Here is a 26188-nt window from a genome sequence, read left to right as displayed (position 1 = left end):
ATTAAATGTCTACTTTTTCTTCATCTTACATTGAAAATCATTAAATGAACGATAAAATAAAAAATCTTCTTAGAAACTATGGGAAGATGCTCGGGGTTTATTTTATTTTCTTCATGCTTTTAGGAATGTTATCTGCGGCCTTTCCCGAATTAGATTTTGAACGCTATAAGCAGTTGGAAATGGATCTCCTCTTAGAAGGGCACCCGTGGAAATTCGTTTTTATGGCAGTGCTATTTGCCCCCATCTTAGAGGAAGGAATGTTTAGAAGCATTATTAAACCCACTAGAAATAACCTTTCTTTCTTTCTATGCTGTTGGATAGTCTTCTTTCTAAGTGAATTTATTCCAACTGATGTCTACTGGCCATTAAAGCTCACAGTTGTAATACTTATCTCACTCCTACTATTTCTATTTTTCAGGGAATTCCTGCCAGATAATTTCCAGAAAAAAACATGTCAATTCCTTACCAAACATTATCTGCCGGTTTGGTTAATCACTTCGGTAGTATTTGGATTGGTTCACATATTTAATTATGTAGATACTTTTCAAATAAACACGATGCTCATTCTTCTTATTATTCCAAGGATTATTGCTGGCTATTTCTTCGGAAAAATTAAAATTGAGAACAACAATCTTCTCTGGTCTATGGGAATGCATGCTATGAACAACGCAGCGGTGGTTATCTTTCTAATTCCAAGATTCCTTTAAGCTTTAACAAAGCCTTATAAAACGTTCCTTCTATTCTTTGTAATTTGAAGCTGAAAAAAATAATTTATGAAAGCTGCACAAATACAGGAAAAAGGTGGAGATTTTGTTCTAGTAGATATGGACAAACCTTCTCCTAAAGAAAATGAAATTTTAATTAAAGTTGAAGCTTGTGGAATTTGCCATAGCGACGATCTTTTAAAACAAGGACTCTTTCCAGGAATCGAATACCCACGAGTTCCGGGCCATGAAGTTGTTGGAATTGTTGAAGAAGTAGGCAAGAATGTCTCCAAATGGAAAGTTGGTCAACGTGTAGGCGTTGGTTGGCATGGCGGACACTGTTTTGAATGTACCCCTTGCAGAAAAGGCGATTTCGTGAATTGCGAAAATGCCAAAGTTTGTGGAATTTCTTATGATGGTGGTTATGCCGAATATATGTGTGCTCCAAACGAAGCTATTGCTGCTATTCCTGAAGAACTTTCTTCAGCAGCTGCGGCTCCACTTCTATGTGCCGGAATTACCGTGTATAATGCACTAAGAAATTCCGGGATACGTGCCGGAGATGTAGTGGCCGTACAGGGAATTGGCGGACTTGGTCACTTAGCTGTTCAATATGCATCAAAAATGGGAATGCGCACCGTCGCAATTTCAACCAACGATTCTAAAAAAGAATTAGCTAAAGAGCTGGGAGCTCATCATTACATCGATATTTCTAAACAAGACCCTGCTGAAGAATTGCAAAAACTGGGAGGAGCAAATCTTATTTTAGCAACCGCACCACATAGTGATGCTATCACAAAAGTTGTAAATGGACTAGGGATAGACGGAAAGCTTCTTATGGTTGCTGCTACCGGAGAGCCTATTGAAGTTTCTCCCTTACAATTATTGATGGGTAGAAAATCTGTGGCAGGATGGCCAAGCGGTACTGCTATTGATTCGGAAGATACTCTTAATTTTAGTGTTCTTTCAGGGACTGAACCTATGATTGAAGAATTCCCGTTGAAAGATGTTGCTAAGGCCTATGATAAAATGATCAATAACAAAGCAAGATTTAGAGTAGTATTACGCCCATAATCTTATTTTTAACCCTACTGAAACTGCGGTAATCTGGTAAAAGTAATTTTTACGGATTATCGCAGTTTTCTTTTACACGCGTATCTACTATATAGATGATCTTCCAGCCTTCAGCAGACTTGAACAGCTCAAAAGAATTCACTCCGCAATGACTCAATTTCCCGTTCACATAAAATGAATAAGGAGTAATAGCGCTGGCCAGCGCTCCATTCACTCGAATATCAAAGCCATGTAAGCGTTCTTCGAATTTTGTAGATGTAGGTATAGATACAATCGCCTTTAAAAATTCGGCGTAGCTTTCGTTTTTAATAGTGGAAGTTCCAGTAGAGTCGGTCATTATAGATTGCATGCTTATGGTTGGGTGCGCCACCTTCTTTAATCCTATAGAATCCTGCTTATGAAAAGCCTCAAAAAATTCTTGAATGGTTACCTGAACTTCCGAATCTCCCAATTTTTCCTGAGAAAATCCTGTCATTCCTATAAATAACATCAAAATACATAGTAAAATCTTCATTATCCTTAAGTTTGAATGTAGTGGACTAATTTACTACTTTTACTCCACAAAAAACACAGCGAATGTCAGTTGCTAAAAAACAATATAAACGTATCACCACGAAGTCTTTGGTAGATATGAAGTCTAATGGCGAAAAGATCGCTATGCTTACCGCATACGATTATACCATGGCAAAAATAGTAGATGGAGCGGGTATAGATGTAATTCTGGTAGGAGATTCTGCAAGTAATGTAATGGCGGGTCATGAAACTACACTTCCAATAACTTTAGACCAGATGATCTATCATGCTGCCAGTGTAGTGCGTGGAATAGAGCGCTCTTTAGTTGTTGTCGATCTTCCCTTCGGAAGTTACCAAAGTGATCCAAAAGAGGCCTTGCGATCTGCTATTCGAATTATGAAAGAAAGTGGTGGCCATGCTGTTAAACTTGAAGGTGGAAAAGAAATAAAAGAATCTATAAAGCGTATTCTGAATGCAGGGATTCCTGTGATGGGCCATTTAGGATTGACACCACAGTCTATATATAAATTCGGAACTTATACAGTTAGAGCTAAAGAGGAAGAGGAAGCTGAGAAATTAAAAAGCGATGCCCTACTTCTTGAAAAACTGGGATGTTTTGCTATGGTTTTAGAAAAGGTCCCTGCTAAATTGGCAAAAGAGGTTTCTGAAAGTGTAAGTATTCCGGTAATTGGAATTGGTGCAGGAAATGGAGTAGACGGACAGGTACTTGTAACACACGACATGCTGGGGATGACCCACGAATTCAATCCTAGGTTTTTAAGGCGATATCTTGATCTTCATGAAGAAATGACCAATGCTTTCAAAAGCTACATGCAAGATGTAAAAAGTCTGGATTTCCCATCAGATGAAGAGCAATATTAATTATTTTTTTGATCTACCTCTACTTACAATTTCATACCCAACATTTTGAGTGTAAACAAAATAATATCCACCAAGGAGAACTTACAGGTGCTTTACGAAGATAATCATCTAATCGTAGTTAATAAGCGCCCGGGAGATATCGTTCAAGGCGATATCACCGGAGACATACCACTAAGTGAGGTAGTAAAAGAATATATCAAGGAAAAATATAACAAACCGGGGAAGGTCTATTTAGGTGTGGTACATAGATTAGACAGACCCACAAGTGGAATTATTCTTTTTGCAAAAACATCAAAAGCGCTGCCTAGAATGAATAAACTCTTCAAGGAAAAGGAGGCTAAAAAAACCTATTGGGCGCTGGTAAAAAATGCTCCTCCAAAACAGGAGGATACTTTAATTCATTACTTAAAGAGAAATCCTAAACAAAATAAGTCTTTTGCCTATATCAAGGAAATCCCGGAAAGTAAAAAAGCTATTTTAGATTATAGAATTCTAAAAAAACTAGACAATTACTATCTTTTAGAAATTGATCTTCATACCGGTAGACATCACCAAATTAGAAGTCAGTTGTCATTTATAGGCTGCCCCATTAAAGGCGATCTTAAATATGGTTTCGACAGAAGCAATAAAGATGCTAGTATAAGTTTACATGCTAGAAAACTCTCATTTACCCATCCGGTAAAGAAGGAGGATGTGAGTATTATTGCCCCTCTTCCAAAAGATCCTATTTGGGATGCTTGTATATAACAGACGATATAATTAGTATATTTAAAAATATTATTATCAATTAAAAGCTATAATTATGAAATGGCAAGGTAGAAGAAAAAGCTCCAATGTCGAGGATCGTAGAGGCTCTTCAACAGGTGGTAAGGTAGCCGTAGGTGGCGGAATAATTGGTCTAATTTTTCTTGCCATACAATTATTTTCTGGAGGTGATCCAGCTGAGATAATTCAGCAATTAGAAAATCAATCGGTTCCTGCCAGTACAGAGCAAAGAGAACTGACATCAGAAGAAAGACAACTTGGAGATTTTTCAGCTACAGTTCTGGCAGATACAGAAGACGTTTGGAATGAGATCTTTCAGGAAAATAATATGAATTATAAAGAACCGGGAATGGTCCTGTTTTCAAACTCGGTACAAACTGCTTGTGGTGGGGCTTCAGCAGCCTCCGGACCTTTCTATTGCCCAGCAGATCAAAAAGTGTATATGGATCTCGTGTTTTTTGAAGAATTACGCACACGCTTCGGAGCTGAAGGTGGAGATTTTGCAATTGCCTATGTAATTGCTCATGAAGTAGGCCATCATGTTCAAACGATTTTAGGAACTTCAGGTAAAGTGAGACAACTACAACAAGGAAGAAGCCAGGCAGATGCTAACGAACTTTCTGTTGCCTTAGAATTACAAGCCGATTTTTATGCAGGATTATGGGCACATTATAATAAGCAGTATTTGGAAGCCGGAGACATTCAGGAAGCCATGAGTGCAGCAAAAGCTGTAGGAGATGATGCCATTCAAAAACGTACTACTGGAAGAGTGGTTCCAGATGCTTTTACACATGGAACTTCTAAACAACGTATGGATTGGTTCATGAAAGGCTATAACTCGGGAGACATTTCTCAAGGAGATACTTTTAGCGCGGTATTAAACTAAGAATCAGGAAACCTATAACTTAGTTGATGTCGGAAATAGACTTTTTTCTAATACTTCTAATACTTTCCACTATAACAGCACTCATAATTAGTGCGCCTCCAATAATCGTTTTTAAAGAGGGGTATTCTTCTAAAAAAAGCATACCCAATAGTATAGCATATAAGGGTTGAGCACTACTCATAATGCTGGCTGCAGTGGTCGAAAAGTTACGTAGACTTATTAAAAACAGTGTGTGCCCCATACAAGTGGTCACTATTGCCAATGTTAATATGGGGGCCCACTGCCCTACTACTTCAGTAAAATTGCTAAAGAATACTACCGGCATCAGCACAACTGCCACCACTACTATTTGGTACATCATTAATACCGAACCGTTATATTTTTCGATCTCTTTCTTCATTAAAATATTGCGTAAGGCATAGAATACCCCTGATAAAATTCCGAATAAAACGGCAATGAAGTACTTATTCTCAAAGCTTATTTCCGGCACCAAAAAATAAATCCCAAATAGCACGAGACACCCCAGCGCAAGATGACTTTTGCTAAACTTCAGTTTCAAGATTATAGGTTCTAGGAAAGCGGTGATAACCGGATAAGTAAATAGCGATAAAATACCAATTGCCACATTAGAATATTGAAGTGCAAAAAAATAGAATACCCAGTGTCCAGCCATCAAACCCCCACTTATTACCACTTTTAATACGTCCTTCTTGTTGTCTATTCTAAGATCGAATTTCTTCCATTTACAAAATATATAGAATAAAACTGCAGCCAGCAAAGTGCGATAAAATATGGTAACCGTTGGATTGAGAGTTATGTATCTTCCTAAAACTCCGGAAGTGCTAATTAGGAAAACCGCTAAGTTAAGCTCTAGTATTTTTACTAAGTGTTGATTTTTATCAGTCAAATCTTTGTATTTATCTGCTAACAAGCAAGATTTTATCTTTTATGATCTCGGCTACTGGTCTGTTTTCAATTTTACTCTCCAGCCAGGAAAGAATATCCAAATATAGGAAAGCTCTTCTTTCGTAAGGGTGATTTTCATATTGTTTCAGCGTGGTGTGCAATTTTTTGAATTCATCTTTAATATTTAGAGGCGAAACATCTGGTAAATTTCTTAGGAATTTGATCATCTCCTTTTGCACCTCATGCATATCATTCATACGGATCAAAAATTTATACGTAGATCGGATCAACCTTTCCAAATGATAATCTAAGCCTGCTTCATAATGAGCTACAAGATTCAATATTCTTGAAAAACACATCAAATCTTCTCTCATTTCTAAAGAGGTATTATTAATTATTTTCTTTAAAAATTCAATGCATTTTTTGTTTTGTCCATCTCCAAAGTATAAACTAGCTATTTTATAATAAATCACCATGATATGATGTCCATCCAATCGGTCTTCATATTTTTTTATTCTCTTCTGAATCTTATCAACCAGCATTTCTCCCCCACTAAACTCCCCTTTCATAAATCGCAAATTCAGTTTATTCGAATAGATATATAAAAATGACAGTGCCGCAGTATTGTCATCATCCGGAATTTTAGAATCCTTGATCGTGGCTTCCAAATCAGAAAGTACTTTTTCGAAAAGTTTTACATGATTCAAATAAAATAACGACTCCAATAAGTAATGATTCCCTTTTAAATAGGAAACGGGATGAAGCGATACCATATGTGGATTCTCATTAAAAAGATTTATCCATTTCAGGGAATATTTATAGCTGGAAAGGAAATCTTGAGTAAGAAAACTATACCATAAAAAGGCCTTATATAGTAATAATTTCTCCCTAAAGCCCAATTCACTAAAGTTATACTGCGGTAAATTCCTGTAAAAATTCTCTCTAATACTTATGGTTTCCTCTTCGGTTCTGGCATATCCCATCTTTAGAAAAATACCATAAATTTCGAGTGATAAGTTGGAAAGTTTACTCGCAATAACATTCAGTTTACTAAGCCGCTCCGATTCTTTGATCAAGGTATCTGCACGATTATGAATACTTCGGGTAATGTATTGTGATTCTATTATTTTCTCCCACTCCAGGATCTCATATGCCACATTTTTTTCTTCATAATGTAATGCTGTAATCTTCACCTTATCCAGCAATTTCAAACTTTGTTTATAGAGACCCTTTCTATATAAAATAAGAGCAAAATCTAATTGTTCCCTAATTTGAATAGGAACACTTTGATGCGCAGGATTCAATCTTAAACTTATAAGTATCTGTTTATAAAGGTGTGCCTTGACATTAGAAAGCTGCTGCTTGCTGATGTTGGTATTTTCAAGAATCAGCTTTTCATTATACCGGGCTTGTTTAGCCATTACCTTAAATAAATTAAGGAATTTACTATCGGTATTCACCCCTATTCTACCCACGTAAAGTGAGAATTGTCGTTTTTCGGAGGGAGAAAGGGACTTTATAAGCGTAAAAAGGTTGTCGGTTAAGTCGTTGGTCATTGTAACGATTATGTTTTCAACTTACTGATAATCAGTATAATTAGCGGTTTTATTTTTAATCAATTGTCGTAATTACAGTGTGTTATACTAAAACAAGTGAAGATGATTCTAATACTTTAGTTAAAGATAAAGTAAAATAGATCTGTTATGAGCACAGAAAAGGTAGAAATTTTTGACACAACATTAAGAGACGGAGAGCAAGTACCTGGTTGTAAACTAAATACAGCCCAAAAATTAAAGATAGCATCGCGCCTCGATGAAATTGGCGTAAATGTTATTGAAGCCGGTTTTCCTGTTTCCAGTCCCGGAGATTTTAAATCGGTTACCGAAATCTCTAAACTCGTTAAAAATGCTACTGTTTGTGCACTCACCCGGGCTGTGAAGAATGATATCGAAGTTGCTGCGGAAGCTTTAAAATATGCTAAATACCCAAGAATTCATACGGGAATAGGTACCTCCGACACCCATATAAAATACAAATTCAACTCCACGCGTGAGGAAATAATTGAGCGAGCTATTATGGCGGTCTCTTATGCGAAAAGCTTCGTAGAAGATGTTGAATTCTATGCTGAAGATGCCGGAAGAACCGATAACGAATTCCTAGCAAGAGTTTGCACTGCAGCAGTAAAAGCCGGAGCTACGGTATTGAATATTCCAGACACAACAGGATACTGTCTTCCTGAAGAGTATGGGCAAAAGATCAAATATTTAAAGGAAAATGTAAAAGGCATAGAGAATGCGAGGCTATCCTGTCATTGCCATAACGACTTGGGAATGGCTACTGCAAATGCTATTGCCGGTGTCGCTAATGGTGCTCGCCAAATTGAATGCACCATCAACGGAATTGGAGAGCGCGCGGGAAATACGGCCTTAGAGGAGGTCGTCATGATCTTGAGACAACACCCTCATTTAAATTTAATGACAGACATTAACCCAAAATTATTATTTGATACCAGTCAGATGGTCTCCAGAGAAATGGGAATGTACGTTCAGCCAAATAAGGCCATTGTTGGAGCTAATGCCTTTGCGCATAGCTCAGGTATCCATCAGGATGGAATGATTAAAAACAAACAAACCTATGAGATTATCGACCCGGCTGATGTGGGAGTAACCGAATCAGCAATAATTCTTACCGCAAGAAGTGGAAGAGCCGCTTTGGCATATAAAGCTAAAAAAATGGGGTACGAATTAACCAAACTTCAACTAGATACTGTTTACAGAGAATTTTTAAACTACGCCGATCTTCGAAAAGAAGTCGTCGATAACGACATTCATGTTATCATGGAATTGTCAAGAAAACGAAATATAGCTATTGCCTAATGAAAAGAACACTTTTTGATAAAATCTGGGATGCGCATGTAGTAGAAACTATTACGGCCGGACCTGATATTTTATATATTGATAAACATCTAATACATGAAGTTACAAGTCCTCAAGCCTTCAATGAATTAAGAGAACGTAACATCCCCATTTTAAGGCCGGACAAAATAGTTGCTACGGCCGATCATAATACACCTACAGAAAATCAACATCTACCTATAAAAGATCTTTTGTCTCGCAATCAATTAAAACAACTCAGTACGAATTGTGAGGAAAATAATATAACACTCTATGGTTTGGGCCATCCATATAATGGAATTGTACATGTTATGGCGCCCGAACTGGGAATTACCCAACCAGGAATGACCATAGTATGTGGAGATAGCCACACCTCTACACATGGGGCATTTGGTACAATTGCATTTGGAATTGGAACGAGTCAGGTAGCACAGGTATTTGCAAGTCAGTGTTTGCTTGTGGAAAAACCTAAAAAACTTCGTGTAAATGTAAACGGGAAACTTAAAAATGGAGTACTTCCTAAAGATGTAATTTTATACCTAATCAGCAAATTAGGCACAAATTCAGGTACGGGCTATTTTTGTGAATATGCCGGAAATGTATTCGAAGAAATGTCTATGGAAGGTAGAATGACCGTTTGCAACATGAGCATTGAAATGGGAGCCAGAGGAGGTTTAATAGCCCCAGATGAAACTACTTTCAGTTATGTTGAAGGGAGAGAGTTCGCACCAAAAGGTGTAGAATTCGAAAAAATGAAGGCTTATTGGAAAAACCTAAAAACCGATGAAGGTGCTGAATTTGATAAAGAATATTCTTTTAGCGCTGAAGATATAGAACCCATGATCACTTACGGTACTAATCCCGGAATGGGAATTAAGCTAACTGAAGCTATCCCACTAAACCAGGGAAATAGTGATAAAAAGGCCTTGGAATATATGGGCTTTACCGAGGGAGAATCGCTCATAGATAAACCCATTAATTATATCTTCATTGGCAGTTGTACCAATTCGAGAATTGAAGATTTTCGTACTGCCGCTTCCTATATAAAAGGAAAACAAAAAGCCGCCAATGTAAACGCTCTTATTGTACCAGGATCCAGGCAGGTAGCCGAACAAATTAAAGCCGAAGGACTTCAAAGTATTTTTGAGGAAGCCGGATTCTCCCTACGTCAACCTGGATGTTCCGCCTGTTTAGCAATGAACGATGACAAAATACCAGCAGGGGAATATTGTGTTTCTACCAGTAATAGAAATTTTGAAGGCAGACAAGGACAAGGCTCTAGAACGTTATTAGCAAGTCCGCTTACTGCAGCTGCGACAGCAATTGCGGGAAAAATCACAAATTTCACTCATAATTTAAACTAAATGGAAAAATTTATTAGTCTCACAGACACTGCAGTTCCATTAGAAATTGAGAACATAGACACCGACCAGATAATACCTGCAAGATTTTTAAAAGCCACAGATAAAGCGGGATTCGGTGAGAATTTATTCAGAGATTGGCGATTTAATAAAGAGGGAAACCCTAATCCCGATTTCAATTTGAATAATAAAAAGTATGCCGGTTCAATTTTAGTAGCAGGAGATAATTTTGGTTGTGGTTCAAGTAGAGAACATGCCGCATGGGCACTAAAAGCTTATGGTTTTAAGGTAATTGTTTCCAGCTACTTTGCCGATATCTTTAAAGGAAATTCCTTAAACAATGGTCTGCTTCCTTTACAGGTAAGTCCTGAATTTCTTGAAAAATTATTCATTGCTATCAATTCAGATGCTTCAGAAAAAATTCATATAGATCTGGAAAATCAGCTTATAAAGATTACCAGTACCGGAGAATCAGAAAAATTTGATATCGACCCCTATAAAAAGAATTGCATGTTAAATGGATATGATGATATCGACTTTTTAGTAAGTCGAAAAGAAGCCATTCAAAAATTTGAAGACACAAAATTACAGTTCTAGAAATCCTAAGGATTTGGAAAAGAACTAAAAAAGAAAAGTATTTGCCCAAAAATTCGATCAAAATGAAACTTAAAATAGCAGTATTACCCGGAGATGGAATTGGACCTGAGATCACACAACAGGCAGTAAAAGTATTGAAATCTGTTGCAGATAGATTTGATCACGATTTCCATTTTGAAGAAGCCTTAGTAGGCGCAACAGCGATAGATCAGTTAAATAATCCTTTACCGGATGCAACTTTAGACCTCTGTAAAGAAGCAGATGCCGTATTATTTGGTGCCATTGGGCATCCAAAATACGATAATGATCCAAGTGCAAAGATTCGCCCGGAGCAAGGTTTATTGAAACTGAGAAAAGAGTTAGGCTTATTCGCCAACGTGCGTCCTATTACTACCTATTCAAAATTAATAGAACAGTCTCCTCTTCGCCCTGAGCGTATAAATGGTGCCGATATGGTTATTTATCGCGAACTTACAGGAGGTATCTATTTTGGAGAAAAATTCATTAGTGAAGATGGTAATAGTGCCACAGATATTTGTACCTATTCCGTTTCGGAAATTGAAAGAGTTGCTCATCTTGCATTTCAGGCAGCTCAGAAACGCAGAAAAAAACTAACCTTAGTAGACAAGGCAAATGTGCTTGAAACTTCCAGATTATGGCGTAAAACAGTTACTGAGCTGGCAAAAGACTATCCAGATGTAAAGCTCGAATTCTTATTTGTAGATAACGCAGCCATGCAAATGATTGTAAACCCTAAGCAATTTGATGTTATACTAACCGAGAATATGTTTGGCGATATCTTATCGGATGAAGCCAGTGTAATAGCCGGAAGTATCGGTTTATTAGCTTCGGCCTCTATTGGTTTAAAAGCCGCTTTATTTGAACCTATTCATGGTTCATATCCCGAAGCCGCAGGAAAAGGTATTGCCAATCCCGTAGCAGCAATACTTTCAGCAGCGATGTTGTTAGATCATTTCAATTTAACTGAAGAAGCAAATGCAATTAGAAGCGCAGTTAACTTAAGCATAGAGCTGAATGTTTGCACACAAGATATCAATAAGGACAATCACTATTCAACTGAAAAAATAGGCGATTTTTTAGATGGACTTATAAGTGATAATGACAACATCAGCATTAATAATGAAAATCTCAATTTAGGCCAAATGACCATTATTTGATAATTTGTATTTAGTTTGAATGAAGAAAACCTCCTTTGATCTTTCGAGTCTTGGGAGGTTTTTGATTATATGAATTTTTATAAAACCTATTTTAAATTCTTCTTATTGGCAATTTCCTCTAAAGCCAAATTATCCTTACTACCCAAATGCGTATGTTTTTTTGAAAGAGCGGGTTTATAAGTATCATTTTCAACCTGCCCACCTATTTCTTTATAAGCATCTCTAAATGATGCTCCTTTCATTACCAGATCATTAATACTATCTACGGTGAAAAGGTATTTATACTTATCGTCCTGCATGTTAATTTCCTTCACTTTTATCTGGGCAATAGAATGTATAAAAACTTCCAGTATTTCTTTAATATTTTCTACGGCATAAATGCTGTTTTCCTTTATAAGTTGAAAATCTCTATGGTAGCCACTAGGAAGGTTATTGGTTATAAGGATCATCTCATTTGAAATGGCCTGTAACTTATTACATTTCCCACGTATCAGTTCAAAGACATCGGGATTCTTCTTGTGGGGCATAATGCTCGAGCCTGTTGTAAGTGCATCTGGAAAGGTTATAAAGTCAAAATTCTGACTCATATACAAGCATATATCCATAGCAAATCGGGAAAGGGTATTAGCCAAAGATGCTATATTGGAAGTTACGGTACGTTCGCATTTCCCTCTGCTCATTTGAGCAGCCACTACATTATATTTTAAGCTTGCAAAACCGAGTTCTTTTGTAGTGAACTCCCTATCTATAGGAAATGATGATCCATAGCCCGCGGCAGAGCCTAACGGGTTTTGATCTACAATTTTTAAGCCTGCCTGTAAGAGATATAAATCGTCTATCATTAATTCGGCATAAGCCGAGAACCAGAGTCCGAAGGAAGAAGGCATAGCAACTTGCAAATGAGTGTACCCGGGCAATAATTTTTCCTGATGTTCTTTTGCCAAACCTAGTAATACATCGATAAGATCTTCTGTTTTGGAAGTTATTTCCTGTAAATTAGCTTTAAAGTAAAGTTGCATAGCCACCAAAACCTGATCGTTCCTGGAACGAGCCGTATGAATCTTCTTTCCTGTATCACCAAGGCTTTGGGTAAGTTCAAATTCAATTTTAGAATGTACATCTTCAAAATCTTCTTCAATAATAAAGCTTCCTTCTTCAACTTTTTCCTGAAGTTTATCTAATTCAGTTAAAATAGCATCTACTTCTTCCGCAGTCAAGATTCCAATTTTCCCCAGCATTTTTGCGTGAGCTTTTGAAGCGGTTATATCATATTCGGCCAGAAATAGATCCAATTCCCTATCGTTACCAACAGTGAATTTTTCAATCTTTTTATCTATAGAAATACCTTTATCCCAAAGTTTCATATCTTATTTTTTAGTTCTACCTACATAGCAGGCAATAATTATTTCAATGCTTTGTTAAGCAGATTTATATATTTTTCAATGCCTTCCTCTATCTCTTTTACATAAATGAATTCATCAGCAGAATGTGATCTGGTAGAATCACCGGGCCCCAACTTTAAAGAAGGACAGGATAACATTGCCTGATCAGAAAGCGTTGGAGAACCATAACTTTTCATTCCCAAAGCACTGCCCGCCATAACTAAGGGATGATTCTTTGGAATTGAAGAGGAATTCAATCTTAACGATCTTGGTTTAAGTTCATCTACGGGTGCTTCCTTTTCAAGGATTTCAGCCACTTCGGCATTCGTATATTTGTCATTTACCCTAACATCCAAAACCAAGTCGACTGATGCTGGTACTACATTATGCTGGCTCCCCGCATTTATTTGAGTGACCGTAAGTTTCACTTCCCCTAAAGCCTCTGAAACTTTATCAAATTTATAATTCTTGAACCAGTCCAACACCTCAATACATTTATAAATTGCACTATCATTATTAGGATGTGCAGCGTGTGAAGCCGTTCCTTTTACCTTAGCATCAAACACTACTAAACCTTTCTCTGCCACAGCCATTTGCATAAGCGTAGGCTCGCCAACAATAGCCACATCAATTTTTGGAATTAAGGGAAGTAAACTAGCAATTCCATTCTTTCCATTTGTTTCCTCTTCTGCAGTTCCAGCAAATAACAAATTATATTTCAAACCTTCTTCCTTGAAGAACCAGGTGAAGGTTGCCAATAAGGAAACTAAACATCCTCCGGCATCATTGCTGCCAAGTCCGAATAACTTTCCATCTTCCACAGAAGCTTTAAAAGGATTACGGGTATAAGCCGAGTTTGGCTTTACAGTATCATGATGAGAGTTTAACAGCAGTGTAGGTTTCTCTTTATTAAAGGACTTATTTACAGCCCACACATTGTTCCCGCTTCTAAAAAAAGGAATCTCTCTGTCAGAAAACCAGTTTTCTAATAAACTTGCAGTACCTTCTTCTTCGGAAGAGAAAGATTGAGTTTCAATAAGTTGTTGCAGCAATTTTAAGGCTTGCGCTTGCAGCTGTGAAATATCCATTATTTTAAAATTTTTGTGTGTATTGAATCTTCTTGAAGTAAGTTGGGTCCGCCTAAACTCACTTTAGAAACTCCTTCTTCTAAGGCATAAAAACAGTTATGAAGTTTTGGTAACATTCCCTCACTAATAATTCCATCTTTTAGAAGCTTTTGATAGCGGACTGTGTCTAATTTTTCAACTACCGAAGTATCATCTGAAGGATCCTGTAAAACTCCATTCTTTTCAAAACAGAAAAAAAGTTCAGTTTCATATTCCGAAGAAAAAGCAATCGCGATCTCGGCCGCTACCGAATCTGCATTGGTATTAAAAAGCTGCCCCTCCTTACTACATGAAATAGCCGAAAATACAGGGGTGATGTCTTGCACTAAAAGTGAAGAAATGAAATGAGTATTAATTTCTTCTACATCTCCCACAAAGCCAAAGTCGATCTCCTTAACAGGTCGTTTTTTAGAGATAATGCTTTTACCATCTGCACCACATAAACCTACGGTATTACTTTGTAAAGCTTGTAACTTCGCCACTATCTTCTTATTGATTAAACCTGCATAGGTCATTGTTATTACATCCATGGTATTGGCATCGGTTATCCTTCTTCCATCCACCATGGTAGTTTTATAGCCTAATTTATCTGCTAATTCCGTCGCCATTTTTCCACCGCCATGAACTAAAATCTTTGGTCCTTCCAGAGAAGTAAAATCCTCAAGAAACAAATTTAAGTCATGTTCATTCTCAATGAGTTTCCCTCCTATTTTAACAACTTTAAGCTGATGTTTTTTCATGCTATCTTTATTACTCAATAAATTCAAATCTTCTATTCACGTGTTGGTCAAGTAACTTTTGATTTACTTCTTAGTTTTTCAACAACTTTTTTAAGACTGCTTGTGCCGCAAAAGTTCGGTTATTTGCCTGATGTATCACTACAGAATTGTCGCTGTCCAATACCTCATCTGCAATTACAATATTTCTTCTTACCGGTAAACAATGCATTACTCTCGCATTATTAGTATGCTGCAATTTTTCCAAATTAAAGGTCCAGGCATTATCTGCGCGTAATACATCTCCATAATGCTCATAACTACTCCAGTTCTTCACATATACAAAGTCGGCATCTTTTAATGCTTCTTCCTGATCGTGAATAATGGGAGTATCTTTGGTGACATCAGAATTTAACTCATATCCAACCGGATGTGTAATAGTAAAATCTACATCCATTTTCTGCATCATTTCCACGAAAGAATTTGGCACCGCATGTGGTAAGGCACGAGGATGAGGCGCCCAGGTGAGCACTACTTTCGGACGCTTTACCTGCTTCAATTCTAAAATGGTCAAAGCATCGGTGAGTGCTTGTAAAGGATGCCCGGTTGCACTTTCCAAATTCAAAATTGGGACAGACGCATATTCCTTAAAACCATTCATCACCATTTCAGCGTTATCCTTATCTTTATCCTTCAATTCTGGGAAAGCACGCACGGCAATAATATCACAGTACTGAGACAGCACCGCAGCCCCTTCTTTAATATGTTCGGCTTTGTTGGAATCCATCACTACACCATCTTCAAATTCCAGTGCCCATCCATCGCTATTCACATTCATTACCATAACTTCCATTCCAAGTAATTTCGCAGCCTTTTCAGTACTAAGACGGGTTCTTAGACTTGGATTGAAAAAAAGCATTCCCAAGGTCTTTCCTTTTCCTAACTCTGGATCTGAGTTATGTTCTTTAAGTTTCAACGCATCTTCCAATAATTCCGGGAGATCTTCTATATCTGATAAATTGATGTAATTCTTCATTCTTATTTTTTTCTCTTTCTGTTTTTCAGAAAAATTGGCAGTTACTATTTGTTTAATTCAGCTTTTAAAGCTTCGAAAAACATTTCGAAATGTTTCTTCTCTATATTTAATGGGGGTAAAATTCGAAGTAGTTTTTTATTAGAAGAAGCTCCGGTAAAAATGTGATGTTCAAATAACAGTGTTTTTCGAAGAGCTGCAATCTCAAAATCGAATTCCAAACCGAGCATTAAACCTCTTCCTTTCAATTGTTTTATTTGTGGAATTCTTTTAACCTCTTCCTGTACAAATTCAAAAAGCTGTTTTGCATTCTTTAATAATTCTTCATTTTCAAGTACCTCCAATACGGCAATTCCCGCAGCACAGGCCAAATGATTCCCACCAAACGTAGTTCCTAACATGCCATGCTTTGCCGGAATGCTGCTGTCAATCAGGATTCCTCCAATTGGAAATCCGTTCCCCATTCCTTTGGCTATAGAAATTATTCCTGGCCGAATACCGTGTTTTTGGTATGCAAAGAAATCTCCTGTTCTTCCGTAACCAGACTGAACCTCATCGGCAATGAGCACCGCTCCATATTTTTCACACAACTCAGCCGTTTTCTGATAAAAAGATGTACTGGCTTCATCCAACCCTCCAACACCCTGGATCACTTCCAGGATTACTGCAGCGGTTTCTCCTTTTTTCAGTTCAGATTCCAAACCTGCAATATCTTCAAAAGCAAGTTTTGTAACCTTATGCAATTGATTTAAAGGAGCTTTTATCCCTTCATTATCTGTTACTGCTACAGCCGCAGAAGTCCTTCCGTGGAAAGCTTTATCGAAGTAAATAACATCGCTTTTTCCTGTATGAAAAGAAGCCAGCTTCAAAGCATTTTCATTCGCTTCAGCCCCTGAATTACACAAAAAAAGACTGTAATCTTTGATATCCGCTGCGTTTTCTAATTTCTCCGCCAATTCCTCTTGTAAAGGATTTTTAATCGAATTGGAATAGAATCCTAGATCCTGTAATTGTGATCTGAGTTTTTCTACATAATGTGAATGCGCATGACCTATAGAAATTACAGCATGACCTCCATAAAGATCAAGATAAGCGGTTCCTTTATCATCATAAACAAATGCCCCTTTTCCTTTCACAGGAGTGATATCATACAGAGGGTATACATCAAATAATTTCATAGTTACGTAGTTGAGATTGAATTGATCTTTTTGAAAGAAGCTTGTATTCCTTTAATTAATGATGAGCTTAAGCCTTCATGTTCCATTTCATTTAGGCCTTCAATAGTACATCCTCTAGGCGTAGTTACCTTATCAATCTCTTCTTCAGGGTGATTGCCGGAATCGATCAATAAACTGGCTGCACCCAGACAGGTTTGCATAGAAAGCTCCTGTGCTTCTTTAGCATCGAAACCAAGTTGTACCGCTCCCTGAGTAGTAGCACGTATCAACCTCATCCAAAATGCGATACCACTTGCGCAAATAACTGTTGCTGCCTGCATTTTACTTTCAGGAATAATAATACTTGTACCCAGCCTATTAAAAATAGCTTCGGCCACAGAAATACGTTTTTCCCCTTTTGTATTGCTGCATAAACAAGTCATAGATTTCCCAACCGCAATAGCTGTATTTGGCATCGCCCTAATGATGAATTGATCTTCTCCTACTATTTGCTCAATTCTAGGAATTTTAAAACCTGTTACAGTAGAAATTATAATATGCTTTTCGGTTAAAAGATCTTTAATTTCATGGAGAATATTCTCTAATTGCAACGGTTGCACAGCAAAAATCAGTACATCTGAATTTTGTACCGCTTCTTTATTGTCGGAAGTTAATTTTACTCCTGAATACTCTTCCAAATCATTAATATCTTCCAACTTACGTTTAGAAAGGTACAGGCTGGTGATCGCATTTTTAACAATAAGTCCTTTTGCAATCGACTTCCCCAGGTTTCCGGTTCCTATAATGGCTACTTTCATAATTTTAATTTTTTATCACTATTCAAGTGAGTGATTTCGAACTCCTAGAAATAATTAGCTTTTAAACGAAGACCTGTATCTTCTGCTAATCCAAACATCAAATTCATGTTTTGCACCGCCTGACCGGAAGCGCCTTTTAGCAAGTTATCAATAGCACTGGTAATCAATAAATTGTTATTTAGTTTTTTCAGATTTATCAAACACTTATTGGTATTCACCACCTGTTTTAAATGAATCTCCTCATCTACCACAAATGTGAAAGCCGCATCTTTGTAATATTCTTTATAGATCTTTTTGGCATCTTCTATAGTTCCACTAAACCTGGTATAAGAAGTTGCAAAAATGCCTCGTGAAAAATTTCCTCTATTCGGAATAAAATTGATTTCCGATGTATGTTCAGGCTGAAGCACTTTTACACTTTGCCCTATTTCATTTAAATGCTGATGCTCAAATTCTTTATAAGCTGAAAAATTATTATCCCGCCAAGTGAAATGAGTAGTAGCCGATAAAGAAGTTCCTGCTCCCGTAGCTCCCGTAACTGCATTAATATGCAATTCATCCTGAAGTAATTTTTCACCGGCTAGAGGTAAAATAGCCAAACTAATAGCTGTGGCAAAACATCCTGGATTCGCTATAAACTGTGCTTTCTTTATTTCCTCTTTTCTGAATTCCGGCAAACCGTACACAAAACTGTGATCTTCAGAATTCATTCTATAATCGGTACTGAGATCGATCACTTTTGTAGTGGCTGAAAATGGATTTTTATTCAAGAATTCAATAGAATTCCCGTGCCCCAAGCATAAAAAAACCACTTCCACATCTCGATTGATATTTCCACTGAAGTGTATATCGGTTTCTCCCAATAGATCCTGATGGATGCTTGAAATTGGGGATCCTGCCTGGGAAGTGCTAAATATAAAGTCTATTTTTACTTCAGGATGCCTCAACAAGATTCTGAGTAATTCTCCAGCAGTGTAACCTGCTCCTCCAATAATTCCTGCTGTGATCATCCTTTATTTTTTACATGTTGATAAATCTTCCCAGAGTTAGAGAGTATCTTAATAAAACCTTTGGCATCATCTGCAGTCCAAGCCGTATTCTCTTCGCCATATTTTCCAAAACCATTATTCATAAGATCGAATTCAGATTCAATTCCATCTAAAGCAAATCTATATGGGTGCAATGTAATAAACACCGCCCCTGTCACCTGCTCCTGCGAGCTTTGCAAGAAAGCTTCAAAATCACGCATTACGGGGTCAAGATATTGGCCTTCATGTAAATGAGTTCCATACCAGTTGGCGATGTAATCTTTATGCTGAAGTTGCCATTTGCTCAAGGTATGCTTCTCTAATAAATGATGAGATTTAATGATGATGGTAGCTGCAGCAGCTTCAAAACCAACTCTCCCTTTTATTCCGATAATAGTATCCCCTACATGTATATCTCTTCCTATCGCATATTTTGAAGCGATCTGTTCTAACATTTCAATGATAGCCTCAGGAGTATTCTCCTCTCCATTAATGGCTGTTAATTCTCCCTTATTAAAACCAAGACTTATATGTTTAGGTTCATTTTCTGATAATTGAGAAGGATAAGCAGATTCCGGTAGAGATTTATGCGATGTTAGCGTTTCGGCTCCTCCTACACTTGTTCCCCACAGGCCTTTATTTACAGAATATTTGGCCTTTTCCCAGTTCATATCCACACCATGACTTTTAAGATATTCGATCTCTTCCTGCCTGGTTAGTTGTTTATCTCTAATTGGAGTAATAATCTTTATTCCTGGCGCCAGAGTTTGAAAGATCATATCAAATCTCACCTGGTCGTTCCCTGCACCCGTGCTTCCATGTGCTATATATTCAGCACCAATTTCTTTGGCATAATTCACAATCTCTATTGCCTGAATAATACGTTCGGCACTTACCGATAAGGGATAGGTATTATTTTTAAGCACATTTCCAAAAATCAGATATTTTACCACCTTATCATAAAATGTAGAAATGGCGTTAATATTCTTATAGGTTTTAGCACCCATCTTAGTTGCCTTATAGCCTATTTCCTTTATTTCTTCATCTGAAAATCCGCCTGTATTTACACTTACCGCATGAACTTCAGTATCTTTCTCATGTGATAAATATTTTGCGCAGTAAGAAGTATCTAATCCTCCGCTATATGCTATTACTATTTTTTTCATTCCTGTATATTTTTTGATCAATTTGATTCTTTATCTTTTTTGTAGAACAAGGTCTGTTTAATGCTTTTTAATCTTCTATAGGTTTTTTCATTAAAACTCTCGTGCCTTGGCTTTTCTTCTTTCTTCTTATTCGGATCGTATAGCATGCCTGTGCATAAGCACATCTTACGTTCGGTACGGGTAAGAATATCATAATTCTTGCAAGTTTGACAACCTTTCCAAAAGCTCTCATCATCAGTTAATTCTGAAAAAGTAACGGGTTGATATCCTAACTCGTAGTTAATTTTCATTACCGCCAAACCTGTGGTAATTCCAAAGATCTTTGCACCGGGATATTTATTTTGGGAATGTTCAAAAATGGCTTTTTTGATATCTTTTGCAAGACCTTGATTTCTATAATCGGGGCTAACAATTAAACCTGAGTTGGCTACGAATTTGTCGTGCCCCCAAACTTCTATATAGCAAAATCCCGCAAAATTATCTCCATCCAAGGCGATAATGGCATTGCCATTCTCCATCTTGGTGATGATATATTCAGGAGTTCTGCGGGCAATTCCCGTACCCCGAACCTTTGCCGATTCAGCTATAGTGTCACAAATGGTCTCTGCATATTTTGCATGAGCCTTGTTAGCAATGAGTATTTTCATCTGCTAAGAAATTTAGTATGAAAAAAAATATTTTGTATTGTTATCTGGGGAAAAGAACCGGACTCACCTAAGTTCCATAAAATTATACACGCACAAGGCGGCGCGGAAAACGGCGTAAGGGGAAACGTTCAGAAGTTATTCTGAAATCATTCGCTAAATATACTGGGATAAAATTTTTCAAGATGTGAAATTCAAAAACTATTAAAAAAAGAAAAAAATGCATTGCTTACCGTCACTACTAGCGTAGCCGGAAGCGCAATATGGGTAATATTATTTCTTTCATTGAAATCACGGGATAAATGTACATTATTTTTTTTACCAACAAAACAGTTTAGATCAAAAATTGAAATAAATCTGGACTGTTATTCAAATATTGCCCAAAGAACTTTTGATCTTTCATTCGTTGTACCAAAGGTTCGAAATCGTTTGGATCCTTCAATTCAATACCTACTACGGCCGGGCCATTTTCCCGATGATGTTTTTTAGAATATTCAAAATGGGTAATATCATCGTCTGGTCCCAGTACTTTTGCCACAAATTGCTTTAATGCCCCGGCTCTTTGAGGAAAACGCACAATAAAATAATGTTTAAGCCCCGCGTAGAGCAAAGCCTTTTCTTTTATCTCGGCAGTACGGGTAATATCATTATTGCTTCCACTAATAATGCATACAACATTCTTTCCTTTTATCTCTTCAGAAAACATATCCAGAGCGCTAATAGACATGGCACCTGCGGGTTCCACCACTATAGCATCTTGATTATAAAGATCTAAAATGGTCTGGCATATCTTTCCTTCCGGAACAGTGATCATTTCATCCAGTGAATTGATACAAATATCAAAATTGCGCTGTCCCACCTTTTGAACTGCAGCACCATCTACAAATCTGTCTATTTCGGCAAGCTCTACCAGTTTACCTTCTTTAAGTGATAGACTCATAGAGGGCGCTCCTTCCGGCTCAATTCCTATTATTTTAGTGTTAGGTGAAAGATTTTTGAAAATAGACGATAATCCTGCTAATAGCCCACCACCACCAAGGGGAGCAAAGATATAGTCTATAGGAACATTGGTTTGCTCTAATATTTCTAAAGCGATGGTCGCCTGTCCTTCAATTACTTTTTCATCATCAAAAGGATGAATAAATACGAGTCCATGTTCATCACCATATTTAATGGCATTCTTATATGAGTCGTCAAAAGTGTCTCCTTTAAGGACAACTTTTACCCACTCCCCCCCAAACATATTGGTTTGCTCTACCTTTTGCTTGGGAGTAGTTATAGGCATATAGATCACGCCTTTAACCTTAAGATTATTACACGCAAATGCCACTCCCTGGGCATGATTTCCGGCACTGGCGCAAATAACCCCTTTATCGAGCTGACTTTGCGATAAACTTGATATTTTATTATACGCACCTCTAATTTTATAAGATCTTACCTGTTGAAGATCTTCTCTTTTTAAAAGCACATTAGCTTCAAACTTCTTACTATAGGTAAATGAAGGTGCTAAAGGTGTTTTTACAACTACCTTTGAAATTCTCGCTGCTGCTTGCTCTACAGCTTGTAGCTGCGGTGTATATACTTCTTTCTTTACCAGATAGCTCATTACGCATGGATTTTTTTCATTTCTGTCATTGCTTCTCGCAACCTTTTTCCAACAACTTCTACGGGATGTTTTCTAATAGAAGAATTCACCGCTATTAAAGTTTTATTGTCTACCCCAGTATCCTTGGTGCCGTAGGCTTTACCTATAAGACCGGATTCCAGATTGGTAATGTAATCCTGAATTAAGGGTTTACAAGAATGGTCGAAAAGGTAGCAGCCATATTCGGCAGTGTCAGAAATAATTCTATTCATTTCATATAATTTCTTTCTTGCAATGGTATTGGCTATTAGTGGTGCTTCATGTAGAGATTCATAGTAAGCAGATTCTTCAATTATTCCCGCCTCTACCATAGTTTCGAATGCCAGTTCTACCCCAGATTTCACAAAAGCTACCAAAAGCACTCCTTTATCAAAATATTCCTGTTCGCTAATAGCTTCAGAGGTAGCTTCAGTTTTTTCAAAAGCAGTATTCTCTGTAGCGGCACGCCATTCCAGTAGTTCCTTATCGTCGTTCGCCCAATCCTGCATCATTCGAGAACTGAAAGCTCCAGAGATAATATCATCCATATGCTTTTGAAAAAGAGGACGCATTAGTTCTTTTAATTCTTCTGAAATTTCATTCGCTTTTATTTTTGCCGGGTTAGAAAGTCTATCCATCATGTTGGTAATTCCCCCGTGTTTTAAAGCTTCAGTAATTGTTTCCCAACCATACTGAATAAGTTTGGCTGCATATGCCGGTTCCACACCTTCAGCTACCATTTTATCGAAACTTAAAATAGACCCGGTTTGTAACACTCCACATAAAATGGTTTGTTCTCCCATAAGATCCGATTTTACCTCAGCCACAAATGAAGAATGCAACACTCCTGCTCTATGTCCTCCCGTTGCGAAAGCATATGCCTTTGCCCATTCAAAACCAATATTTTGCGGATCATTTTCAGGATGCACGGCAATAAGGGTAGGCACCCCAAAACCTCTTTTATACTCCTCTCTAACCTCAGTCCCCGGACATTTAGGTGCCACCATTATAACCGTGATATCTTCACGTATCTTCATTCCCTCTTCTACGATATTGAAACCATGAGAATAAGAAAGCACTCCTCCCTCTTTTATATGTGGTAATATATTGTTGATTACAGGGGTATGTTGCTTATCGGGCGTTAGGTTTATAACCAGATCGGCTGAAGGGATAAGTTCTTGATAAGTGCCCACCTTAAAGTTATTTGATGAAGCATTTTTATAAGATTGTCGCTCCTGCTTAATGGCTTCTTCGCGTAAGGCATAGGAAACATCCAACCCACTGTCGCGCATGTTTAAGCCCTGATTAAGTCCTTGCGCACCGCAGCCTACAATTACTATTTTTTTATCTTTTAAAGCATTAATTCCATCACTAAATTCTTCACTTTGCATAAAGCTACAAGTACCAAGTTGTGCTAGTTGATCTCTTAATGATAGGCTATTAAAGTAGTTTGTCATGATATTGAATTTGTTGTATTAAAATTTTCAAGAATACTTGAAATTGGCATTTCATTTTTGGATACGGCTATTGTTCCGGAACGTACAAATTGCATTAGTCCGTAGGGTTTAAGTTTTTCATATAAATTTTCTATTTCGTGGCGTTTTCCGGTCTTCTCAATCACAAAGAAGTTTTGAGTAACGGTTACTATTCTGGCATTTGTATCTTTTATAAAGTCTTGTATGTTTAGATCCTCTACAAATTCAGAGGATTTCACCTTGTAAAGTGCAGTTTCCTGAAAGATCATTTCATCATCAGTATGATAAAATGCTTTTATAACTTCGATCTGCTTCTCTATCTGACCAACAATTTTCTTGATCTGCTCTTCAGCAACTTCTACCACAATTATAAATCGCATCACTTCGTTAACCTCACTTTTAGAAGCCGTAATACTTTCTATATTGATATGCCGTTTAAGAAATATTGCTGCAATTCTGCTTAGCAAGCCTATATTGTTTTCCGTGTAAATTGAAACGGTATAATTCTTCTTTTCCATTACTCTAATAATATTTCTGAAACCGAAGCCCCTGTTGGGATCATTGGGAATACGTTTTCTTCCTGTTCAACTTTTACCTCCAAAAAATAAGCCTCCTTAGATTCCATCATTTCTTTAACTGCGTGCTCTAATTGAGAACGCTCGGTAACCTGTTTGGCTTTTATATGATATCCTTTAACAATGGCTATAAAATCTGGGTTTACCATCTCGGTGCTGGCGTAACGTTTATCAAAAAACATTTGCTGCCACTGGCGTACCATTCCTAAAAAACCATTATTCAACACCACAATTTTAACTGGCACCTTTGTTTGAAAAATGGTTCCTAATTCCTGAATGGTCATTTGATACCCCCCATCGCCAATTATTGCAACTACTTCTCTATTTGGAACCCCCATCTTTGCTCCAATAGCGGCCGGTAAGGCAAATCCCATAGTTCCCAATCCTCCCGAAGTAACATTGCTTCTGGACTGATTGAATTTTGAATAGCGACAAGCGATCATTTGGTGCTGACCTACATCAGATACAATTACCGCATCACCTTTCGAGCAATGATTAATCTCATCTATAACCTCAGCCATTCCTAACATGCCTTTTTCAGCATTTAGATCATTTTTGATGATCTTTTCAAATTCAATATCATAAAGTTCTTTGAACTTTTGTTGCCACGAAGCATGAGCATTTGGTTTTAATAACTCTAATAAGGCTTTCAGGGTTTCCTTCACATCTCCCAGTACAGGAACATCAGCTTTTACATTTTTATCAATTTCTGCCGGATCAATTTCGAAATGAATCACTTTTGCCTGTTTAGCATAATGTTTCAAATTTCCGGTAACCCTATCGTCAAAGCGCATTCCTATGGCAATAAGTACATCACATTCATTGGTAAGCATATTAGGTGCATAATTTCCATGCATTCCAACCATACCTACATTCAACGGGTGATCTGTATCTAAAGCCGATAAACCCAAGATGGTCCAGGCAGCAGGTAATCCGGCTTTTTCAATAACTTGTTTTAATAACTCTTCAGCATTACCTAAAATAACGCCTTGTCCAAATACCACTAAGGGTTTTTTAGCTGAATTTATCAGGTCAGCAGCTCTTTCCACCTGAAGCAGGTTCACTTCCGGAAATGGGTTATAACTGCGAATCCCTGAGCACTTTTTGTAACTGAATTCTAAAGAATCGAACTGCGCATCTTTAGTAATATCTATTAAAACAGGACCAGGGCGACCAGACCTCGCTATATAAAAGGCTTTAGCTAAGACTTCAGGAATTTCTGAAGCTTTTGTCACCTGATAGTTCCATTTTGTAATGGGGGTAGAAATTCCCACAATATCGGTCTCCTGAAAGGCATCACTTCCTAATAAATGCGAACCTACCTGCCCGGTGATACACACCATAGGAGTGGAATCTATTTGAGCATCGGCAATACCAGTTACTAAATTCGTCGCTCCGGGACCTGAAGTAGCAATAGCAACTCCTACTTTTCCGGTAACTCTTGCAAATCCTTGCGCGGCATGAGTTGCTCCTTGCTCATGTCTGGTAAGGACGTGGTGAATTTTATCCTGGTACTTATACAATTCGTCGTATACAGGCATAATGGCCCCACCGGGATACCCGTAAATAGTTTTTACCCCTTCTTCCAACAGACATTTTATGACTGCCTCTGCCCCCGATACTGTGGTGGCATGAGTGGTAATTTTTTCGAAGCTAGCTGTTTTTACTTCCATAATTCACCTT

The 26188-nt window shown here is 37.5% G+C and carries 25 protein-coding genes; 9 read left to right on the top strand and 16 right to left on the bottom strand.

The genetic code is table 11. The features are described 5' to 3' along the window. The first annotated feature begins 44 nt into the window (after window positions 1–44). Entirely contained in the window at window positions 45–707 is a 663-nt protein-coding gene (locus tag L1I30_RS13120) for a CPBP family intramembrane glutamic endopeptidase (RefSeq protein ID WP_236134754.1), read from the top strand. Between the two features lie 66 nt (window positions 708–773). Beyond that, a complete protein-coding gene (locus L1I30_RS13115; RefSeq protein WP_236134753.1) occupies window positions 774–1778 on the top strand; it encodes an alcohol dehydrogenase in 1005 nt (334 codons plus the stop codon). Window positions 1779–1827: 49 nt separating this feature from the next. Here the strand turns inward: L1I30_RS13115 and L1I30_RS13110 are convergent, their stop codons facing one another. Then, a complete protein-coding gene (locus L1I30_RS13110) occupies window positions 1828–2292 on the bottom strand; it encodes a nuclear transport factor 2 family protein (RefSeq protein ID WP_236134752.1) in 465 nt (154 codons plus the stop codon). Window positions 2293–2354: 62 nt separating this feature from the next. Here L1I30_RS13110 and panB point away from each other — a divergent pair, with 62 nt between their 5' ends. The 3 genes from panB to ypfJ are packed head-to-tail and all read left to right on the top strand — an operon-like array spanning window position 2355 to window position 4824. Then, complete coding sequence (gene panB / locus L1I30_RS13105; protein ID WP_236134751.1) at window positions 2355–3173, top strand: 3-methyl-2-oxobutanoate hydroxymethyltransferase; 819 nt, start codon at window positions 2355–2357, stop codon at window positions 3171–3173. Between the two features lie 45 nt (window positions 3174–3218). Next, the gene (locus L1I30_RS13100) at window positions 3219–3920 is read left to right on the top strand and encodes an RluA family pseudouridine synthase (RefSeq protein WP_236134750.1); all 702 of its coding nucleotides are present in this window, start codon (window positions 3219–3221) and stop codon (window positions 3918–3920) included. Window positions 3921–3975: 55 nt separating this feature from the next. Continuing rightward, on the top strand, window positions 3976–4824 hold the full coding sequence (gene ypfJ, locus L1I30_RS13095) for a KPN_02809 family neutral zinc metallopeptidase (RefSeq protein WP_236134749.1): 849 nt from the start codon (window positions 3976–3978) through the stop codon (window positions 4822–4824). Between the two features lie 19 nt (window positions 4825–4843). Here the strand turns inward: ypfJ and L1I30_RS13090 are convergent, their stop codons facing one another. Together L1I30_RS13090 and L1I30_RS13085 are read right to left on the bottom strand one after the other, a co-directional pair. Further along, window positions 4844–5731 (bottom strand): DMT family transporter, encoded by an 888-nt coding sequence (locus L1I30_RS13090; protein WP_236134748.1) that lies wholly within the window; start codon window positions 5729–5731, stop codon window positions 4844–4846. A gap of 10 nt (window positions 5732–5741) precedes the next feature. Continuing rightward, on the bottom strand, window positions 5742–7286 hold the full coding sequence (locus L1I30_RS13085; protein WP_236134747.1) for a hypothetical protein: 1545 nt from the start codon (window positions 7284–7286) through the stop codon (window positions 5742–5744). Between the two features lie 147 nt (window positions 7287–7433). On the opposite strand from L1I30_RS13085, the gene L1I30_RS13080 reads away from it, so the two are divergent. The 4 genes from L1I30_RS13080 (at window position 7434) to leuB (ending at window position 11760) form a co-directional block, all read left to right on the top strand. Continuing rightward, window positions 7434–8606, top strand: a complete 1173-nt coding sequence (locus tag L1I30_RS13080; protein WP_236134746.1) for a 2-isopropylmalate synthase — start codon at window positions 7434–7436, stop codon at window positions 8604–8606. Further along, window positions 8606–9988: a 3-isopropylmalate dehydratase large subunit gene (gene leuC / locus L1I30_RS13075; RefSeq protein ID WP_236134745.1), complete on the top strand. Its 1383-nt coding sequence runs from the start codon at window positions 8606–8608 to the stop codon at window positions 9986–9988. The genes L1I30_RS13080 and leuC overlap by 1 nt, the downstream gene beginning before the upstream one ends. Continuing rightward, entirely contained in the window at window positions 9989–10582 is a 594-nt protein-coding gene (gene leuD, locus L1I30_RS13070) for a 3-isopropylmalate dehydratase small subunit (protein WP_236134744.1), read from the top strand. A 62-nt stretch (window positions 10583–10644) separates the two neighbouring features. Further along, a complete protein-coding gene (gene leuB, locus L1I30_RS13065) occupies window positions 10645–11760 on the top strand; it encodes a 3-isopropylmalate dehydrogenase (protein WP_236134743.1) in 1116 nt (371 codons plus the stop codon). An 86-nt stretch (window positions 11761–11846) separates the two neighbouring features. Here the strand turns inward: leuB and argH are convergent, their stop codons facing one another. The 13 genes from argH to ilvB form a co-directional block, all read right to left on the bottom strand. Next, the gene (argH, locus tag L1I30_RS13060; protein WP_236134742.1) at window positions 11847–13124 is read right to left on the bottom strand and encodes an argininosuccinate lyase; all 1278 of its coding nucleotides are present in this window, start codon (window positions 13122–13124) and stop codon (window positions 11847–11849) included. Window positions 13125–13162: 38 nt separating this feature from the next. Continuing rightward, entirely contained in the window at window positions 13163–14230 is a 1068-nt protein-coding gene (locus tag L1I30_RS13055; protein ID WP_236134741.1) for a M20 family metallo-hydrolase, read from the bottom strand. After that, window positions 14230–15009, bottom strand: a complete 780-nt coding sequence (argB, locus tag L1I30_RS13050) for an acetylglutamate kinase (protein WP_236134740.1) — start codon at window positions 15007–15009, stop codon at window positions 14230–14232. The genes L1I30_RS13055 and argB overlap by 1 nt, the downstream gene beginning before the upstream one ends. A 70-nt stretch (window positions 15010–15079) precedes the next feature. Continuing rightward, complete coding sequence (locus L1I30_RS13045; RefSeq protein WP_236134739.1) at window positions 15080–16021, bottom strand: N-acetylornithine carbamoyltransferase; 942 nt, start codon at window positions 16019–16021, stop codon at window positions 15080–15082. A 44-nt stretch (window positions 16022–16065) separates the two neighbouring features. After that, window positions 16066–17196: an aspartate aminotransferase family protein gene (locus tag L1I30_RS13040; RefSeq protein WP_236134738.1), complete on the bottom strand. Its 1131-nt coding sequence runs from the start codon at window positions 17194–17196 to the stop codon at window positions 16066–16068. 2 nt (window positions 17197–17198) lie between these two features. Next, window positions 17199–17993: a pyrroline-5-carboxylate reductase gene (proC, locus tag L1I30_RS13035; protein WP_236134737.1), complete on the bottom strand. Its 795-nt coding sequence runs from the start codon at window positions 17991–17993 to the stop codon at window positions 17199–17201. Window positions 17994–18037: 44 nt separating this feature from the next. Next, complete coding sequence (argC, locus tag L1I30_RS13030; RefSeq protein ID WP_236134736.1) at window positions 18038–19003, bottom strand: N-acetyl-gamma-glutamyl-phosphate reductase; 966 nt, start codon at window positions 19001–19003, stop codon at window positions 18038–18040. Then, window positions 19000–20187: an argininosuccinate synthase gene (locus L1I30_RS13025; RefSeq protein WP_236134735.1), complete on the bottom strand. Its 1188-nt coding sequence runs from the start codon at window positions 20185–20187 to the stop codon at window positions 19000–19002. The genes argC and L1I30_RS13025 overlap by 4 nt, the downstream gene beginning before the upstream one ends. A 17-nt stretch (window positions 20188–20204) precedes the next feature. Further along, window positions 20205–20834, bottom strand: a complete 630-nt coding sequence (locus L1I30_RS13020) for a GNAT family N-acetyltransferase (RefSeq protein WP_236134734.1) — start codon at window positions 20832–20834, stop codon at window positions 20205–20207. A gap of 331 nt (window positions 20835–21165) precedes the next feature. Further along, entirely contained in the window at window positions 21166–22437 is a 1272-nt protein-coding gene (ilvA, locus tag L1I30_RS13015) for a threonine ammonia-lyase IlvA (RefSeq protein WP_236134733.1), read from the bottom strand. Then, complete coding sequence (ilvC, locus tag L1I30_RS13010; protein ID WP_236134732.1) at window positions 22437–23912, bottom strand: ketol-acid reductoisomerase; 1476 nt, start codon at window positions 23910–23912, stop codon at window positions 22437–22439. Before ilvC ends, ilvA begins: the two co-directional genes overlap by 1 nt. Continuing rightward, window positions 23909–24448, bottom strand: a complete 540-nt coding sequence (ilvN, locus tag L1I30_RS13005) for an acetolactate synthase small subunit (protein WP_236134731.1) — start codon at window positions 24446–24448, stop codon at window positions 23909–23911. The genes ilvC and ilvN overlap by 4 nt, the downstream gene beginning before the upstream one ends. After that, window positions 24448–26178 carry a biosynthetic-type acetolactate synthase large subunit gene (gene ilvB, locus L1I30_RS13000; protein ID WP_236134730.1) on the bottom strand — a complete coding sequence of 577 codons (1731 nt, stop codon included), beginning with the start codon at window positions 26176–26178 and terminating at the stop codon, window positions 24448–24450. The genes ilvN and ilvB overlap by 1 nt, the downstream gene beginning before the upstream one ends. Between the last annotated feature and the right edge of the window lie 10 nt (window positions 26179–26188).

Source organism: Gillisia lutea (assembly GCF_021568705.1).
Classification (GTDB): Bacteria; Bacteroidota; Bacteroidia; order Flavobacteriales; family Flavobacteriaceae; genus Gillisia; species Gillisia lutea.
This window is presented reverse-complemented; position numbering and strand designations above follow the sequence as displayed.